This window comes from Lutibacter sp., assembly GCF_016342705.1.
Lineage (GTDB): Bacteria > Bacteroidota > Bacteroidia > Flavobacteriales > Flavobacteriaceae > Lutibacter.
Genome location: NZ_JAEINV010000018.1, coordinates 17357 through 33873, shown reverse-complemented (window position 1 = coordinate 33873; position 16517 = coordinate 17357). Strand labels below are relative to the sequence as shown.

Annotated in this window: 16 protein-coding genes; 4 read left to right on the top strand and 12 right to left on the bottom strand. The window is 29.6% G+C overall.

Translation table 11 applies throughout. From position 1 onward, the window contains the following. Window positions 1–16: 16 nt before the first annotated feature. The 12 genes from JEY78_RS13980 to JEY78_RS13925 all read right to left on the bottom strand — a co-directional run bounded on the left by JEY78_RS13980 (window position 17) and on the right by JEY78_RS13925 (window position 13496). On the bottom strand, window positions 17–2266 hold the full coding sequence (locus JEY78_RS13980) for a TonB-dependent receptor (RefSeq protein ID WP_291852664.1): 2250 nt from the start codon (window positions 2264–2266) through the stop codon (window positions 17–19). A gap of 38 nt (window positions 2267–2304) precedes the next feature. After that, window positions 2305–2553 carry a hypothetical protein gene (locus tag JEY78_RS13975; RefSeq protein ID WP_291852661.1) on the bottom strand — a complete coding sequence of 83 codons (249 nt, stop codon included), beginning with the start codon at window positions 2551–2553 and terminating at the stop codon, window positions 2305–2307. A gap of 111 nt (window positions 2554–2664) precedes the next feature. Then, window positions 2665–2850 carry a DUF2892 domain-containing protein gene (locus JEY78_RS13970; protein WP_291852659.1) on the bottom strand — a complete coding sequence of 62 codons (186 nt, stop codon included), beginning with the start codon at window positions 2848–2850 and terminating at the stop codon, window positions 2665–2667. Between the two features lie 6 nt (window positions 2851–2856). Then, window positions 2857–3162 (bottom strand): hypothetical protein, encoded by a 306-nt coding sequence (locus tag JEY78_RS13965; RefSeq protein ID WP_291852656.1) that lies wholly within the window; start codon window positions 3160–3162, stop codon window positions 2857–2859. Window positions 3163–3173: 11 nt separating this feature from the next. After that, entirely contained in the window at window positions 3174–6377 is a 3204-nt protein-coding gene (locus JEY78_RS13960; protein ID WP_291852654.1) for an efflux RND transporter permease subunit, read from the bottom strand. A 103-nt stretch (window positions 6378–6480) separates the two neighbouring features. Then, on the bottom strand, window positions 6481–7554 hold the full coding sequence (locus tag JEY78_RS13955; RefSeq protein ID WP_291852652.1) for an efflux RND transporter periplasmic adaptor subunit: 1074 nt from the start codon (window positions 7552–7554) through the stop codon (window positions 6481–6483). Between the two features lie 45 nt (window positions 7555–7599). After that, window positions 7600–8910 (bottom strand): TolC family protein, encoded by a 1311-nt coding sequence (locus JEY78_RS13950; protein WP_291852649.1) that lies wholly within the window; start codon window positions 8908–8910, stop codon window positions 7600–7602. 172 nt (window positions 8911–9082) lie between these two features. Continuing rightward, window positions 9083–10150, bottom strand: a complete 1068-nt coding sequence (locus JEY78_RS13945) for an AI-2E family transporter (RefSeq protein WP_291852646.1) — start codon at window positions 10148–10150, stop codon at window positions 9083–9085. Between the two features lie 209 nt (window positions 10151–10359). After that, window positions 10360–11139: a TerC family protein gene (locus JEY78_RS13940; protein ID WP_291852643.1), complete on the bottom strand. Its 780-nt coding sequence runs from the start codon at window positions 11137–11139 to the stop codon at window positions 10360–10362. Between the two features lie 3 nt (window positions 11140–11142). Continuing rightward, window positions 11143–11514 carry a hypothetical protein gene (locus JEY78_RS13935; protein WP_291852640.1) on the bottom strand — a complete coding sequence of 124 codons (372 nt, stop codon included), beginning with the start codon at window positions 11512–11514 and terminating at the stop codon, window positions 11143–11145. Between the two features lie 10 nt (window positions 11515–11524). Continuing rightward, a complete protein-coding gene (gene purB / locus JEY78_RS13930; protein WP_291852637.1) occupies window positions 11525–12868 on the bottom strand; it encodes an adenylosuccinate lyase in 1344 nt (447 codons plus the stop codon). A 58-nt stretch (window positions 12869–12926) separates the two neighbouring features. After that, complete coding sequence (locus JEY78_RS13925; protein WP_291852634.1) at window positions 12927–13496, bottom strand: adenylosuccinate lyase; 570 nt, start codon at window positions 13494–13496, stop codon at window positions 12927–12929. Window positions 13497–13679: 183 nt separating this feature from the next. Here JEY78_RS13925 and JEY78_RS13920 point away from each other — a divergent pair, with 183 nt between their 5' ends. The 4 genes from JEY78_RS13920 (at window position 13680) to JEY78_RS13905 (ending at window position 16465) form a co-directional block, all read left to right on the top strand. Further along, complete coding sequence (locus JEY78_RS13920; protein WP_291852631.1) at window positions 13680–14666, top strand: DUF1028 domain-containing protein; 987 nt, start codon at window positions 13680–13682, stop codon at window positions 14664–14666. Between the two features lie 4 nt (window positions 14667–14670). Beyond that, window positions 14671–15102 (top strand): heme-binding domain-containing protein, encoded by a 432-nt coding sequence (locus JEY78_RS13915; protein ID WP_291852628.1) that lies wholly within the window; start codon window positions 14671–14673, stop codon window positions 15100–15102. Window positions 15103–15108: 6 nt separating this feature from the next. Further along, window positions 15109–15768, top strand: coding sequence for a toxin-antitoxin system YwqK family antitoxin (locus JEY78_RS13910; RefSeq protein WP_291852625.1), 660 nt, complete (start codon window positions 15109–15111; stop codon window positions 15766–15768). Between the two features lie 70 nt (window positions 15769–15838). After that, a complete protein-coding gene (locus JEY78_RS13905; RefSeq protein WP_291852622.1) occupies window positions 15839–16465 on the top strand; it encodes a carbonic anhydrase in 627 nt (208 codons plus the stop codon). The last annotated feature ends 52 nt before the right edge of the window (window positions 16466–16517 follow it).

Sequence of the window (16517 nt, the reverse complement as noted above, 5' to 3'; positions counted from 1 at the left end):
CTAGTATAGAATGAAATTAGAGTTCAAGTTTTAAATTAAAAATTATATTTCTTCCAATATTTTCAATTCCATCAACCTTTAATCTAGATAAATGAGCTATATAAGAAGTGTTCAATAAATTGTTGGCATTTAAGCTAACGTCTAACATGTATTTAGATAATTTTATGGTTCCACCAACTCCAATATTAACAATATTGTAGCCATTGGTGCTAGTTTCAAACTCACTAATATTTTTTTGTTTAAAATTAGATTCTAATGTAATGGCTCCAAAACCATTTTGCACCCATTTTGTATCTTTAAATACAGTTTTTAAAGTGTTAGTAAATTTATTAGCAGGTATTAAAGGTAAATAATTACCATTGTTTTGCTTTCCTACAACTATTTCAAAACTGCTATTTAAATGCAACCAGTCTAAAGGATGTGGATGTAAATGCCAACCAATTTCTCCACCATATAATTTGGCATTATCTTGTGTATATTTATAAATGTATAATTCTTCTTCTAGTTCTCCAGTAGGAGCTATAAAAATATAGTTGTTAATATAATTATAAAATCCATTGGCATAAAATTCAAAATGATTGGTATTAAATTCTAAAGAAATATCCGATTGAAAGTTTTGTTCATTTTTTAAGTTACCATTGCCAATTTCAAACCTATTTGAACCGTGGTGAATACCATTGGAAGTTAACTCAGCCAAGTTTGGAGCTTTAAATCCTGACGCAATATTAAATCTGCTGATAAGTTTATCAAACAAAACTGTTTTAAAACCTAATGAAGATGATATGTTTTCAAACGATTTATCAATTGCTTCAAAAATATGTGTTTCATCTTCATGAATTACGAAATGTTCTTCAGTATTTAAATGTCTGGTATCAAAGCGTATTCCTGCTTGTAGCGTATTTTGTTTCCAATTATACAATCCTGTAATAAAAGTTCCAAAATCTTTGGTGGTAGCATTTGGTATTAAAATTTCCTCTCCAAAATTTTCATTTTCCTGATAAATACCTTGTACTCCCACAATTGATTCTACTTTACCTATTTTTGGCAAATGCCATTTGGCATCATAACTAAAAGTGTTTAAATTTAAAAATAACGATGGATTTAAGGTTTCATTTTCCAAATGTTCTTCACCCTCTTCATGTTCGTGTTCTTCAAACTCTTTTCTAACATTTAATGTATAGCCAAAAGTTGTTGAAATTTTAGATGCCGGTAAAAAGAAAATGGAATTTAAACTTACCATTTTTGTGGTTAAATCTTGGTAAGGTAAAAGTGGTGTTTTATGGTTGTTTTGCACTCCAATTTCTTCAGGAATACCAACTATGGAATTATTGAAATTAAAGCGTAAGGTGCTGGATAATTTACTGTTATTAAATCCTATAGCAGTGTTAAAGGTAGTTTCATTAAATCGTGTATTAGTCACATTTCCTTGATTTGGAGTTTCGTAATCACTATGTTGGTTGTGAGCTCCATTTGCTAAAAACTTCCATAAATTATATGATTTTTTAACCCCAAAAGATGTGTTGCTTCCTGCTGTATTTGAAAAATAAGTTTGATTAAAATTAACATCGAAATTATTTAATTCAGCAAATTTTGTAGGGTTAAAATAGAGTACGCCACCCAAAGCATCTGAACCATATAAAAGCGATGCAGGACCTTTAATAACTTCTACGCTTTCAATACTAGATTCATCAACTCCTAAACCGTGTTCATCACCAAATTGTTGGTTTTCCAATCTAATTCCTTGTGTGTACACCAAAACTCTATTTCCTCGTAAACCTCTAATTACTGGTTTTCCTATGCCAACACCAGTTGAAACTACGGAAACGCCTGGTAGCGCTCCAATACCATCAATTAATGTAGCGGCACCTTTATTTTTTAATTGCTGTAAACTTGCGCGTTCAATTTTTACAACATTTTCCGATTGTAATTTATTAAAAGGTGTTGAAATTATAATTTCATCCATTTTAAAAATGGCATCCATTAAAACAATATTTAGGGTATTTTCTTTTTCTGTTGGAATAAAAGTGATTACTTTAGTTTCAAAGCCTATAAATGAAATCGTAATTTTAATTGGATTATTAGGTAAATTGGTTAAGTCATAGTAACCGTTTTCATTTGAAGAAGTTCCTTTATTGAGTTCTTCAATATAAATTTCTGCACCAAATATTGGTTCATTTAAATGAGTAGTTATTTTTCCCGATAGTTTATTTTGACCATGGGCAAAAATGGATAATCCTATTAAAAGGATGGTACTTAGTGTTTTCATGTTTAAATATTTTATTGATAACTAATTAAAAATTCAGTTTATATCAATAAATACGGGGGAGCTCTAGATGATTTATGTTGAGGTTTTTCTGATGAAAATTGATGTTCAACAGAAATTATTTTTTCTTCAACATTGGTAATAATAGTTTTAAATACTGTAGAAGAAAAATTTACAGTATTGTTATTTATTTTAAAATGAAAAACAGAACAATCAATTTCATGAGTATCAAAATGTGTTTTATTTTGCTCGTGACAAATTGATTGTTCATGTTTTTCAAAGGAATGCACAAACTGTACTGCAAAAGGTAGCAGTATAGTTGTAACTAGTAGTATTGAAATTATATGTTTAAAAAACTTTTTAATAATACTTTAATTTAAACACAATATTACAAACTATTTTTAGTCTTTTATGCCAAATTTCTCTAAAATAATGCCCATTAGACACCATTTAGTAATTCCAGATTGAAACAAATTGGCTCCAACAAATGCAGTAAACCATAGCCAATTAATATTTACTTTTACAGCAAGAATTAAGCTTATTAATATAAAAAGTCCTGCAACAACATGTATAATTCTAGTTTTCATAATTTATTAATTAGATTTTTCAACGTTTAAAATAACTACATGAATTTTTGATAATGTTTTTTGAGTTTCATTAAATTCATTCGCATATTTAAATAATAGATCTGTTTTTTCTTGATCAGCAAAAGAATAGAACATTAAACTTTCATTTTCATTCATTTCAGATCCAAACCAATTACTTTCAACAGCTTGTTCTGTTGCGTCTCTAAAGCCGTTTATATCTGTATAAGAAAACACCTTAACTCCTGATTTTTTCAGCATTTGTTTAACTTCCTTTTCAAAAACTTTAATGGCGGTAATTATTAATAATTTCATAATTCTGAGTTTTAATTTTTGTTATTATTTTCCCATTTTTTCTTTTCGGTCATATAATAAATTAATGGCACAACAATTAATGTTAAGAGTGTTGATACAATTGCTCCTGCTACTAACGAAATTGCCAACCCTTGAAAAATTGGATCAAATAATATAATAGATGCCCCAATAACTACTGCTCCTGTTGTTAATAAAATTGGTGTAGTTCTTACTGCTCCTGCATCAATTATTGCTTGTTTTAAAGGAATTCCATCGTTTAAACGAATTTCAATAAAGTCAATTAATAATACTGAATTTCTAACCATAACCCCAGCCAAAGCAATCATTCCAATAAATGAAGTTGCAGTAAAGAAAGCGCCTAATAACCAGTGACCTAATACAATTCCAATTAATGAAAGTGGAATAGCGGCCATCATAACCATTGGTGTTTTAAAGTTTTGAAACCATCCAACAATTAACATATAAATAATAATAATAACTATTATAAATGCAGCTCCTAAATCTCTAAAAACTTCTAAAGTAATTTGCCATTCACCATCCCATTTTACGGTAAAGTCACTTTCATCAGATGGAGTATCTAAATACAACTCATTAATTTTATAACCTTTAGGAATTTCTATTTTTTGCAATTTTTCTTTCATTCCTAAAATAGCATATACAGGACTTTCTAAACCACCTGCCATATCTGCAGTAACATAAACTACGCGTTTTTGGTCCTTTCTATAAATGTTATTTTGTAATGAGTCTACTTTTACTTTTACCAAATCACTAATAGGAACAATATTTCCGGTACTACCTTTAATTTTTATGTTTTGAATATCTTGTAAACTAGTTTTGTCATCATCATTTAAACCTAAAACAATGTTTACTTCGTCAAAAGAATTTTCATCATATAAATAAGAGATTGGATATTCGGTTAATAAATACGTTAAGTTTCCAACTATTTGTTGAGGTGCAATGCCGTTTAACATTGCTTTTTCTTTGTCTACTTCTAATTTATATTCAGTTTGAGCATCTTCAACCATCCAGTCAATATCCACAACATCGGTTGTGTTTTCTAAAATAGTTTTAACTTGTTTGGCAACTTTAATTTGCTCATCATAATTAGGTCCATAAATTTCTGCAACCAACGTTGATAATACTGGAGGTCCTGGTGGAACTTCCACTAATTTTACGTTTGCACCATATTTTTTTGCTATTTTTTGAACTTGTGGACGTACTTTTTTAGCAATATCATGACTTTGTAAATCTCTATTTTCCTTCAATAATAAATTCACCTGAATATCTGCCATATTACTTCCACCACGAACATCGTAATGACGAACCAATCCGTTAAATGTAATAGGTGCAGAGGTTCCTATATAATTCTGATAATTTACAACTTCTGGAATTGTAGATAAATATTGCGCAATTTCTTTTGTAACTACTGCAGTTCTTTCTAGAGTAGTTCCTTCAGGCATATCAATAACTACTTGAAACTCATTTTTATTATCAAAAGGCAACATTTTTACAGCTACCGATTTTGTAAAAAACATTAAAACAGAACCTAGTAATAAAACTACTGTAATACCTAACATTACAAATCGTTTTTTCTTACTATCTAAAAAAGGTTGTTCTACTTTTTTGTAGATTTTATAAATCAGACCAGTTTCTAAGCCTTCTTCTTCTTTATGAGCTTGTTCGTCTTTTTCTTGTAATAAATGGTATCCCAAATAAGGAGTTACGGTTAAAGCCACAAATAATGAAAGTATCATAGCGATAGATGCTCCAATTGGCATTGGACTCATGTAAGGTCCCATCATACCAGAAACAAAAGCCATTGGTAAAATTGCCGCAATTACAGTAAATGTTGCTAAAATGGTTGGATTTCCAACTTCGTTAATAGCATAAATAGCTGCTTGTTTAAATGGTAAACGCTTCATTTTAAAGTGTCTGTGCATATTTTCAGCAATAATAATACTATCATCTACCACAATACCAACCACAAAAACCAGTGCAAATAATGTAATACGGTTTAATGTGTAACCTAACAAATAATAGCTAAATAGCGTTAAAGCAAATGTTAGTGGAACTGAGAAAAACACCACTAATCCACCGCGCCATCCCATAGCTAACATTACTAAAATTGTAACGGCTAAAATAGCAACTCCCAAGTGTAATAAAAGTTCACCAACTTTGTGAGAAGCTGTTTCTCCATAATTTCTAGTTATATCTACTTGGACATCATTTGGAATTAAATTTTGTTTTAAGTGTGCTACTTTTTCCAGAATTTTTTCTGAAATTTTCATAGCATCAGCACCTTTTACTTTTGCTATTGATAGTGTAACTGCAGAGTATTCACTCGGGCTTTTAGCAAATTGTTCATTTCCTTTTCCAAAACCAAAGCTCACATAACTTTTTGGAGTGCCAGGTCCGTCATGTATAGTTGCCACTTGTTTTAAATACACGGGCATATTTTGATGTACACCAACAACTAAATTTTCTACATCGTCCTTAGATGTTAAAAATTTACCAGTTGTCACTAAAAATTCTTCATCACCTTTTACAAAACTTCCAGATTGAGAACTGCTATTATTAGCCTGAATAAGTTGCATAATTCCCAAAGCATCTACACCATTTTCAGCCATTTTATCTTTATCTAAAGTCACTTTTAATTCACGGTTTCTTCCACCAATAACTTTAGTAATAGATACATCTTTCACTTTTTCAATTTCCGAAGTAACTTCTTCAGCAATTTGACGAATTTCAAAATCATTTAAACTTTCACTCCAAAAAGTCAATCCCAACATAGGAACATCATCAATAGAACGCGTTTTTACCAACGGTTGGGTAACTCCCGGAGGAAACATTCCTTGGTAGCGCATTAATTCGTCATATAATTTAACGTATGAACGCTCTGTATCTTCACCAACATAAAACTGCACAATCATCATACTTTGTCCGTTCATAGCAATACTATGCACGTGTTGCACACCTTTAATATTCGAAATAATTTTCTCCAGCGGTTTTACAACTCTGCTTTCAATTTCCGTAGGACTTGCTCCCGGATAGCCAACCAAAACATCGGCCATAGGAACAATAATTTGTGGTTCTTCTTCTCTTGGAATTAAAAAAGAACTATAAATACCAATGGCCATTAAAGCCACCATTAACAATATAGTTAATTTAGAATTTATAAATACATTGGCAATTTTACCTGATATACCTTCTTGCATAATTTAAAATTTTTGGGCGTTACCCTTTGGGCCGGGCTATTCGTTTCAATCTTTTTTTCTCAAAAAAGTATTTCCACTGCTATCCCTAACGCTACTATTAATATTATTGAATAGTTACTTTTGCTCCGTTAAATAATTTACTGTCCGAAGAAACTATATATTGTTCATCTTTACTTAAGCCAGATAAAACTTCAACATCATCACCAAAAGTTTTACCAATTCTTAACCATCTTAAAATAGCAGTATTTTCATTTCCAATAGTATAAATACCAGTTAATTGTCCTTGTTGAATTAAAGCACTTTTCGGAATCAAAATCAATCCGTTTGCATTTTCTTTTTTCTCAATAGGAAACTGAACCGAAGTAAACATACCAGATAGTAATTTTACATCCGTTTTGTCTAACACAACTTTCACCAAATATTGTCCACCAGTATTTTTAGTTGAAGTACTAACTTCCGTAACTTTTCCTTTTAATAATTGATTGGTAGATTTCACCAAAACAGCAACTTCAATACCGTTGGTAATTTTAGTAATTTCAGATTCTGGAACCATAGCAATTACTTGATATAAACCAGGAGTTTCCATACTAATTAAAGGCATTCCTGGGTTTGCCATATCTCCTTTATTCACATATTTCCCCGTTACAACACCACTAAAAGGAGCTGTAATGTTTGAGTAAGATAATTGTGCGTTTACACCATTTTTCATTTGGTTAGCTGCTTCTAAACGTGCTTTTGCCATTTCATAATGCGCAGTCATATCATCCATTTCTTTTTGAGATGCACTGTTATCACTAAATAATGCTTTAAATCTGTTATAGTCTTTTTCAGCGTTTTTAAAAGCAGCGGTAGCTTCTGTAATAGATGCATTTACCTGAGCTTTTTGAGCAGAAATATCTGCGCTATTAATGCTCACTAATAATTGACCTTGAGAAACTTTCTGTCCAACTTTTACGTGAACATTATTTACAAAGCCCATCATTCTGGTGCTTAAGTTTGCATTTTGAACGGCTTCAATTTTTCCGCTTGCTGTTAAAAAAGCGCCATTTTCTGATGATGGCGTGTTTACTTTTACTGCAACAGCTACTTGGTTATCAATTGTTTTATTTTTATCATCTCCGCAACTAGCTATGAATATTAAAGTTGCAATTGCTATTATTTTTAGTGAATTTTTCATCGATTTTTTATTTTTGTGATCTACTATTAGCTTGATTGTGTTAGTTTATTTTGTTAAAAAAGCTACATAAGCTTTTGTAAAATTATAATTGAAAACTGTTTGTAGTTGTTCCAATTGTTTTTGAAAATATTGAGTTTCAGAAATTAATAAATCGGAGGTTTTTTCTAATCCTTGCTCAAATCTGTTTTTTCTTATTCTGAAAGCTTCTTTAGATTGTTCCAAAGCTAAAGTTGTTAGTTTTAACTGGTTTTCAGCATCTTTTAATTGGCGTTTTGCTTTGTTAAATTCTAACTGACTTTGGTTTTTGTATTGATCTAAACTAATTTCAGCTTTATCCAATTCAGCTTTACTTTTTTGTGCTTTTCCAATGCTTTTAAACCCATCAAAAACATTCCAAGAAAGTTGAGCACCTACCAAATAACCTTTTGCATTGGTGCCAAAAAGTTGGTCGTCATATAATTCATAGGTTCCAAATGCATTTAATCTTGGTAAAAAGCTCATTTTATCGGCCTTGTGCATATTGCTATATGCTTCTGTACTTTTTTGCATGGCTTCAATATCTGCTCTGTTTTCAGATAATTGTTGGTTATAAACGTCTAAATTTAAATCAGCAACTAATTCATTTGATGGTTTTAATGTGCCTTCACTATCTTCGTTCATTAAAAACAATAAATAATCTGATGCATTTTTAACGTTGCTTTTAGTTGTTAATAATTGATTTTCAACTTCTGTAACGTGAACTTCAACAGATAAAATATCAGCTTTTTGCATATAACCTTGTTTAAAATTATTATCTGCAATTTTTTTGCTTTCTAAAGCAGCTTCTTTTGCCTTTTCTAAAACTTCAACAGCTTTGTAAGCAACTTGTAATTGCATATAAGCTTTGGTTACTTCTAGCTTCATAGCATCTTTAGTTCTTGTAGTTTGCAATTCAAAAGCATTCATTTTAGCTTTTGCCGCTTTACGCATAAAAATACCGTCGGCATTAAAAATTGGTTGTTGCACTTCAATTTTTGTGGTGAAGTTTTTAATTTCATCAGGATCATTTAATAAAGCTGGATTAAAATCGGCTTGTGTTAAAATTTCCTGATTCAATTTTGAACCAAATGCCATTAAAGGATTGGTTGTAGAAATTGCAGCGTGTGAAATGGAAATGTTTGGCAATAAAATTGAGTTTGTTTGATTAAAATCAGCCTTAGCTGCATTATAATTTTGTTCTGCAATTTTAACCGTATGATTGTTGTTATCAACTTTTTCTAAAACATCACTTAAAGAAATTGAAATTTCTTGTTGAGCATAAATAGTTGTTAGATTTAGAAATAAAATTGAAATAAATAAAATATAAGAAACTCTCATAGTTTTTGCTTTTTAGTTTGGTGCAAATGTATAGGAGGTGAAAAGTGTAAACCGTAATAAACATTACAGTTGTATGTAACTAATATTACTTTAAAACACAAAATTTGAATTTAACAACTATTTGAAAAATAGTATGTTAAAGACATTATGAATTTACAAAATAATATTGAATTTAGTGCTGTTTTTTAATGATTGGTATCTTTATTTTTTGATCAGCACCTTTTAGTAAAGTTGCAAACAACTTTGTTTGAGGGAATTGTTCAAAAATTATTTTTAAAAAGACAGTTATTGGTATAGACATAATAAGTCCGGGAACTCCCCAGATATAACCCCAAAACATTAAAGAAACAAGAATGGCAATTACATTTATGGAGAATGATTTTCCCATAAAAATAGGTTCTAAAATACTTCCAAAAATTACTTGTACCAAGGTTATAGATAAAATAAAGAATAGTAATGTGCTAGTTGGATCTAATTCTACAAATGCAAATAATGCTAATAAAATTACAGATACCACAGAGCCAATCATTTGAACAAAATTAATTAAAAATGCAAATAAGCCCCAAAATATTGGAAAACTAACATCAAAAAAGTAACAAGCAAGCCCAAATCCAATGCCAGTTAAAGCACTTACAAAAAATTTAACTTTTACAAAAGTGATTAAATCACTTTCAATTTTCATGAAAATTTTTGCAGAAGCATATTTTTGTTTAAAAATAGTACTACTTAAAACTTTGTAAAAATTAAGAGATTCGGCAAGCCAAAGCACAACAAAAAAGGCTGTCATCAGTAGCATGGATACAATATTTCCAATTAAACCAATGGTTAAACCAAAATTTTTCCCAACATCCTCTTTATTTATAAAAACATTCATTAGGTTGCCATTTTCTATGATTTTAATACCTAAAAAATCTTCAATTGTATAAGCCAAATCTGTTAACTTAATTTGTGCTTTTGCCATAAAAGCACCCTGAGTTTCCATAATTTCTTTGCTTGCCAATTTTATAATTTCTCCACCTACTAAAAAGCTTGCTACAAAAATTAATAAAACAATAATGACACTTAAAGAATTTGGAATATTTCTTTTTGAAAGCCATCTCATTAATGGTAAAAATAATAACGCTATAAATAAGGAGGCTACTAATGGAATTAGAATGAAATGTAATATTTTAAGTAAATAAAAAATTACTGGAACTACAATTATTAATAATAAAATATTGGTGGTCCTGCGTTCGTTCATAATTTATTGTGTGGTATGATTTGTAAATTTAATAAAAAGCTGTATAAAAAGTGGTTAGTGTTGTCATTCTGAACTTGTTTCAGAATCTCAATATGCTAATTATCCTTTAGTATGAGAACCTGAAACAAGTTCACGTTGACGAAAATATTTCTTTTTAAATAATCTATTTTAAATTTGTAAATAATAATGTATCAAGTGTTTACTTTTAATTAATCCTTTTTTCTAATTTTCATATTAAGCGCTTCAACACCTAATGAAAAAGCAATAGCGAAATATAAATAACCTTTTGGAATTGCTCCAACGGGTTTATTAAAAATTTCAATATGAGATAAATGTGCGCCTTCTGTAATTAGCATAAAACCAATTAAAATTAAAAACGATAATGCCAACATTTGAATGGTTGGATGTTTGTTTACAAAATCACCAACAGGTACTGCAAAAATCATCATAATAATCATAGAAACAATAACGGCGGTAATCATAATAAGTAAGGCTCCAGGAATCCCGTTTGTCATACCAACGGCCGTTAAAACTGAATCAAAAGAGAACACAATGTCAATCATTACAATTTGCACAATCACCATTCCAAATGTAGCTGCCACTTTACTTTTTACAGATGTTGAGTCGCCTTCAGTTTTTTCATCTCCTTCTACTTTATGGTGAATTTCTTTGGTGCTTTTGTATAATAAAAATATTCCACCTAAAACCAAAATTACACTTTGACCTGTAATTCCTCCTTTAAACCAAGATAAATCAAAACTTAAAAATGGTGCTTTCATAGATATGAGCCACGTAACACCCATTAATAAAATAATTCTAAAAACAAGCGCTAATAGTAATCCTAATCTCGTAGCTTTTTTAATCTGGTCTTTAGGTAATTTACCTGCCGTAATAGAAATAAAAATAATATTATCTATTCCTAAAATTATTTCTAAAAATGTCAATGTAAGTAAAGCAATCCAAGTGTCTGCGTGTAAAAATATTTCCATTTTTTAATTAGATTTTTTTATAATTTCTCCTTTTTGTACAAAATTTGAATGTCCAATAACAGCTTCAAATTCATACGAATCTTTTTTTACATTGGTAATTTTAACGTGTATTGGATCTTCATCAATAGCAGATTTTGGGTGCAACATTTTTAAAGTGTAGTTAAAATTATTTTTCCAAGTAATTGATAATGTGTCTATTCTATCTTCATATTTTTCAATTTGAAGTGAGTCTTTCCTTATAAGAATGGTTTTTTCATACCCTTTTCCTTCTGGAATTTCAAAAGTTCCGGTTTTAAAACGGTCTGCATTTAAACCTTCCTCTTTACAGCAAATAGTTACTGTTAAAACACAAATTAATAAAATTAACTTTTTCATATTTAAATGTTTAAATACCTGTGTAATTACTTGGTGTAATAGCTTTTAATTCTGTTTTTAATGTTTCAGAAATAGCTAAACTTTCAATAAAATCAGCCATTGATTTTTGTGTAATCTTTTCGTTAGTTCTTGTTAACCCTTTTAAAGCTTCATATGGATTTGGATATGCTTCTCTACGCAATATTGTTTGAATTGCTTCCGCAACAACCGCCCAATTATTTTCTAAATCTTCAGCAAATTTTGCTTCATTAATAATTAATTTATTTAATCCTTTTAACGTAGAACTAAAACCAATAATTGTGTGTGCAAAAGGAACACCAACATTTCTTAAAACTGTAGAATCGGTTAAATCGCGTTGTAAACGAGAAATAGGTAATTTTGCCGATAAATGTTCAAAAATAGCATTGGCAATTCCTAAATTTCCTTCAGAGTTTTCAAAATCTATAGGATTTACTTTGTGTGGCATAGCAGATGAACCAACTTCACCGGCTTTAATTTTTTGTTTGAAATAATCCATTGAAACGTATGTCCAAATATCTCGGTTAAAGTCTATTAAAATAGTGTTGATGCGTTTTTGAGCATCAAAAATACCCGCTAAATGATCGTAATGTTCAATTTGAGTGGTTGGAAAAGAGTGGTGTAAACCTAAAACTTTTTCAACAAAATTTGTTCCAAAAGCTTTCCAGTCGATGTTTGGGTATGCTACTTTATGTGCGTTAAAATTACCAGTTGCACCACCAAATTTAGCAGCATAAGGCACATTTTGCAATTGTTTTACTTGTTGTTCAATTCGCTCTATAAAAACGTCAATTTCCTTTCCTAAACGCGTTGGAGAGGCTGGTTGTCCATGTGTGCGCGCCAACATAGGTATGTGTGCCCATTCAGCAGCTAATTCACACAGTTTTTGTAATAATAGCGCCAATTCAGGATAATAAACAGCATCAAAAGCATCATTTATTGATAATGGTACTGAGGTATTATTAATATCTTGAGAAGTCAATCCAAAATGGATAAACTCTTTATATTTTTGAAGATTTAAAGCGTCAAATTTTTCTTTTATAAAATATTCAACAGCTTTAACATCATGATTTGTAACTTTTTCAATGTCTTTTATTTTTTGTGCATCATCTGAAGAAAAATTAACATAGATATTTTTTAGTTCAGAGAATAAGGAAGTGTTAAAATCTGCTAATTGCGGTAAAGGAATTTCGCATAACGCAATAAAATATTCAATTTCTACTTTTACACGATATTTTATTAGTGCTTCTTCCGAAAAAAACGGCGCTAAATTTTCTACTTTATTTCTGTATCTACCGTCAATTGGAGATATGGCATTTAAACTTGTTAATATCATTTGTTAGTTTTGAGTTGAAAAACGCAAAATTAATGAAATTAAGCCAAATTAGATAGTTTTATTTTTTGTTTATGAGTGCTAAAGTAATCTTTCCGCGTGCTTTATAGGCGGCACTTTCTATTGCAATATTTTGTTGAATTATTAATTTTAATTCGTGATGAACCCAATCTGAGTCTTTTCCAAATAAATATAAAGCATTCATTGTATATGCTTTTACGGCTACTTTTTGTTTGCTAATCATCCAATCAAATCCTGCTTCTATAATTTTTTCAATATGGTTTGTAGAAATACATTCTTTAATTAAGTTTTCAGTTTTAGAAGTATAAGCAATTGCTAAAAAATTACAAATTTTAGAAACTGGTCTTATGGCACTATCAAAAATAACGGTATGAATATTTTCGGTAAAATAGCTTAAATGTGGTACAATCCATTCCAATTTTTTTTCACAAACAAGTTCTAAAACCCAAGCTGCTTTTATAGATAATTTGTTTTTTACTTCAAAAACTAGTTCAATTAAATAGTTAAAAAGTTCATTGTTTTCAAGTACTAAATTGGTAACGCGCAATCTATTAGTACGTTTTGCATTTTCAAGGTTATGAAGCTGAACAATTAAAAAGTCTTTATTCATGTTTTTTTTTATCCTTTTTTTTAGGCGAGAGTTTGTACAATAAATACGCAAAGCCTACAATAACGTGTAAAATAACAACCACCATTATGGTGTAAAACCAAAAATTTGAAATTCCCATAATTTATTAATATGTTTAAAAGTATGAAAGAAAATGATATCTTTATTCTATAAAATTAATTAATTATGAGATGGATATTTGTAACTGTGCTAACATTAATAGTTAGTGTTAATATAAATTCACAACAAGTATTTTTAAAAAAAGAACCTTTTGCACATACATATTCAATTGTAGCCAGAGATACAATTACAGGTGAAATGGGTGTTGCAGTGCAATCTCACTGGTTTTCTGTTGGCAGTTTGGTAATTTGGGGGAAAGCAGGAGTTGGTGTTGTGGCAACTCAATCTTTTGTAAATCCTTCTTTTGGTCCCCGAGGAATTAGTTTATTAGAAAATGGATTAACACCAAAATTGGCGGTTAAAACGTTATTAGAACTTGATGAGAATAGAGAAGTTCGCCAATTGGCTATTTTAGATGCGCATGGAAATGTAGAAGCATTTACAGGTAAAAATTGTATTGATGCTGCTGGACATATTATTGGTGATAATTTTTCTGTTCAGGCAAATTTAATGGATAAAAATACGGTTTGGCCAGCTATGGCTGAGGCTTTTAAAAACGCAAAAGGAAGTTTGGCAGAACGTATGCTAACAGCCATGGAAGCGGCGCAAAAAGAAGGAGGCGACATAAGAGGTAAACAATCTGCGGCAATTTTAGTAGTGAAAGCTAAAAGTACTGGGAATAGCTGGGAAGATAAAGTAGTTGATTTAAGAGTTGAAGACAATGATAATCCGTTGCAAGAAATGAGAAGATTGTTAACTATTCATACAGCTTATGAGTTTATGAATAAAGGTGATTTAGCTGTTGAAACAGGAGATAATACATTTGCAAAAGAATATTATATGAATGCTCAAAAATTAAATCCAGATAATTTAGAAATGAAATACTGGTTTGCTATAACTTTGGCAAATAATGGAGAGCTTATTGAAGCTAAAAAAATACTAAAAGATATATTTAAACAAAACAGTAAATGGAAAGAGTTAACACCGCGATTAATAAAACCTAAATTGTTAACTATTTCAAATCAGGAATTACAAGAAATTTTAAAACTTTAAACAAATGAAAAAAATACTTTTAGCACTATTGGCGGTTATTATTTTAATACAATTTATTAGACCAGAAAAAAATAATTCAAATAATGAATTAAATGCTATTTCAACAGTTATGGATGTTCCTGCTGAAGTTCAGGAAATATTAAAAACATCGTGTAACGACTGCCATTCAAACAATACCGTTTATCCTTGGTATAGCGAAATTGCACCAGTTTCTTGGTATTTAGCGTCACATGTAAATGAAGGAAAAGAACATTTAAATTTTTCGGAATGGGCATCTTATAATGAAAATCAAAAAAGTCATATTATTAAGGATATAGAAGAAGAATTACAAGACAAAGAAATGCCTTTAAAAAGTTATTTAATTATTCATGAAAATGCAAAAATGACAGAAGCTCAATATAAAATAATGCTAAATTGGGTTAAAACCCTAAAATAAGTTAGAATGAAATTTTATAAAATAATACTTATATTTTTTAGTTGGTGTATTTTAATTCCAATATATGGAAATGCACAAGAAAAAATAAATCAGCTAGATGCAAAAGGTAGAAAAACGGGCATTTGGAAAAAATATCACAATAATAATAGAATTAGATATGAAGGGCAGTTTGAAGCCGATAAAGAAATTGGCGTTTTTAAATATTATAGTATTTTAAGCTCTGATCATCCAATAATTATTAAAACTTTTTCTAAAGATAGTGACATTACAGAAGTTGTATATTATAAAGAAGATGGAATTAAGGAAAGTGAAGGAAAAATGAAAGGGAAAAACCGCATTGGAAAGTGGTTATATTATTATCCTGATGGAAAAATTTTAATGATTGAAGAAAATTATGAGGATGGGGTTTTAAACGGAAATTATACGAGCTATTTTAAAAATTCAAAATTAAGTGAACAGCTAACATATAAAAACGGTAAATTAAATGGAAATATTAAACGATTTGCTGATAATGGAACTTTATTGGAGGATTTAAATTATGTGAATGATGTATTAAATGGACCAGCAAATTACTATAATGTAGATGGAAAACTAATATATACAGGTGTTTATGAAAATGATGAACGGGTTGGAGATTGGAAATATTATAATGATGGTAAGAATTAATTAAATACAATTTAAATCATTTTTTTTCTTTTATTTGTGTTGTAAAATTATTAACTAAAAACTAAAAACCTTGAACATAGCTACTATATTTGAAAATAATAAAAAGTGGATTTCTGAAAAATTAAAAATAAATCCAGATTATTTTACTGAATTAGGGAAAGGGCAAGCGCCCCAAATTTTATACATTGGTTGTTCAGACAGCCGAGTTTCTGCAGAAGATTTAATGGGGGTTGAACCAGGTGATGTTTTTGTGCATAGAAATATTGCAAATATGGTTCCAAATACCGATTTAAGTGCCATGTCCGTTATTAACTATGCGGTAAGCCATTTAGAGGTAAAACACGTAGTTGTTTGCGGACATTATTCGTGTGGTGGTGTAAAAGCAGCAATGCAATCCAAAGATCTTGGAATATTAAATCCTTGGTTACGAAATATTCGTGATGTGTATAGATTGCATAAAACGGAATTAGATTTAATTACTTGTGAAGAAAAAAAGTATGATAGACTGGTAGAATTAAATGTACAAGAACAGTGCGTTAATATTTTAAAAACTTCAGATGTACAACAGGCATTTAAAAAAAGAAATATTACAGTTCATGGTTGGGTTTGGGATATTCATACAGGAGAATTGATAGATTTAAAAATTAATTTCAATAAAATTTTAGAAGATATCATGGAAATTTATAGATTGTCTTAATGAATGAAAATAAATTATTGAAAATTATAGATTTAAATAATAAAAATAAGTA

Coding starts and splice junctions, on each gene's coding strand:
- JEY78_RS13910 (WP_291852625.1), top strand. CDS start 15,109: ATGAAATTTTATAAAATAATACTTATATTTTTTAGTTGGTGTATTTTA.
- JEY78_RS13940 (WP_291852643.1), bottom strand. CDS start 11,139: ATGGAAATATTTTTACACGCAGACACTTGGATTGCTTTACTTACATTG.
- JEY78_RS13935 (WP_291852640.1), bottom strand. CDS start 11,514: ATGAAAAAGTTAATTTTATTAATTTGTGTTTTAACAGTAACTATTTGC.
- purB (WP_291852637.1), bottom strand. CDS start 12,868: ATGATATTAACAAGTTTAAATGCCATATCTCCAATTGACGGTAGATAC.
- JEY78_RS13970 (WP_291852659.1), bottom strand. CDS start 2,850: ATGAAAACTAGAATTATACATGTTGTTGCAGGACTTTTTATATTAATA.
- JEY78_RS13960 (WP_291852654.1), bottom strand. CDS start 6,377: ATGCAAGAAGGTATATCAGGTAAAATTGCCAATGTATTTATAAATTCT.
- JEY78_RS13915 (WP_291852628.1), top strand. CDS start 14,671: ATGAAAAAAATACTTTTAGCACTATTGGCGGTTATTATTTTAATACAA.
- JEY78_RS13920 (WP_291852631.1), top strand. CDS start 13,680: ATGAGATGGATATTTGTAACTGTGCTAACATTAATAGTTAGTGTTAAT.
- JEY78_RS13950 (WP_291852649.1), bottom strand. CDS start 8,910: ATGAGAGTTTCTTATATTTTATTTATTTCAATTTTATTTCTAAATCTA.
- JEY78_RS13965 (WP_291852656.1), bottom strand. CDS start 3,162: ATGAAATTATTAATAATTACCGCCATTAAAGTTTTTGAAAAGGAAGTT.
- JEY78_RS13945 (WP_291852646.1), bottom strand. CDS start 10,150: ATGAACGAACGCAGGACCACCAATATTTTATTATTAATAATTGTAGTT.
- JEY78_RS13955 (WP_291852652.1), bottom strand. CDS start 7,554: ATGAAAAATTCACTAAAAATAATAGCAATTGCAACTTTAATATTCATA.
- JEY78_RS13980 (WP_291852664.1), bottom strand. CDS start 2,266: ATGAAAACACTAAGTACCATCCTTTTAATAGGATTATCCATTTTTGCC.
- JEY78_RS13925 (WP_291852634.1), bottom strand. CDS start 13,496: ATGAATAAAGACTTTTTAATTGTTCAGCTTCATAACCTTGAAAATGCA.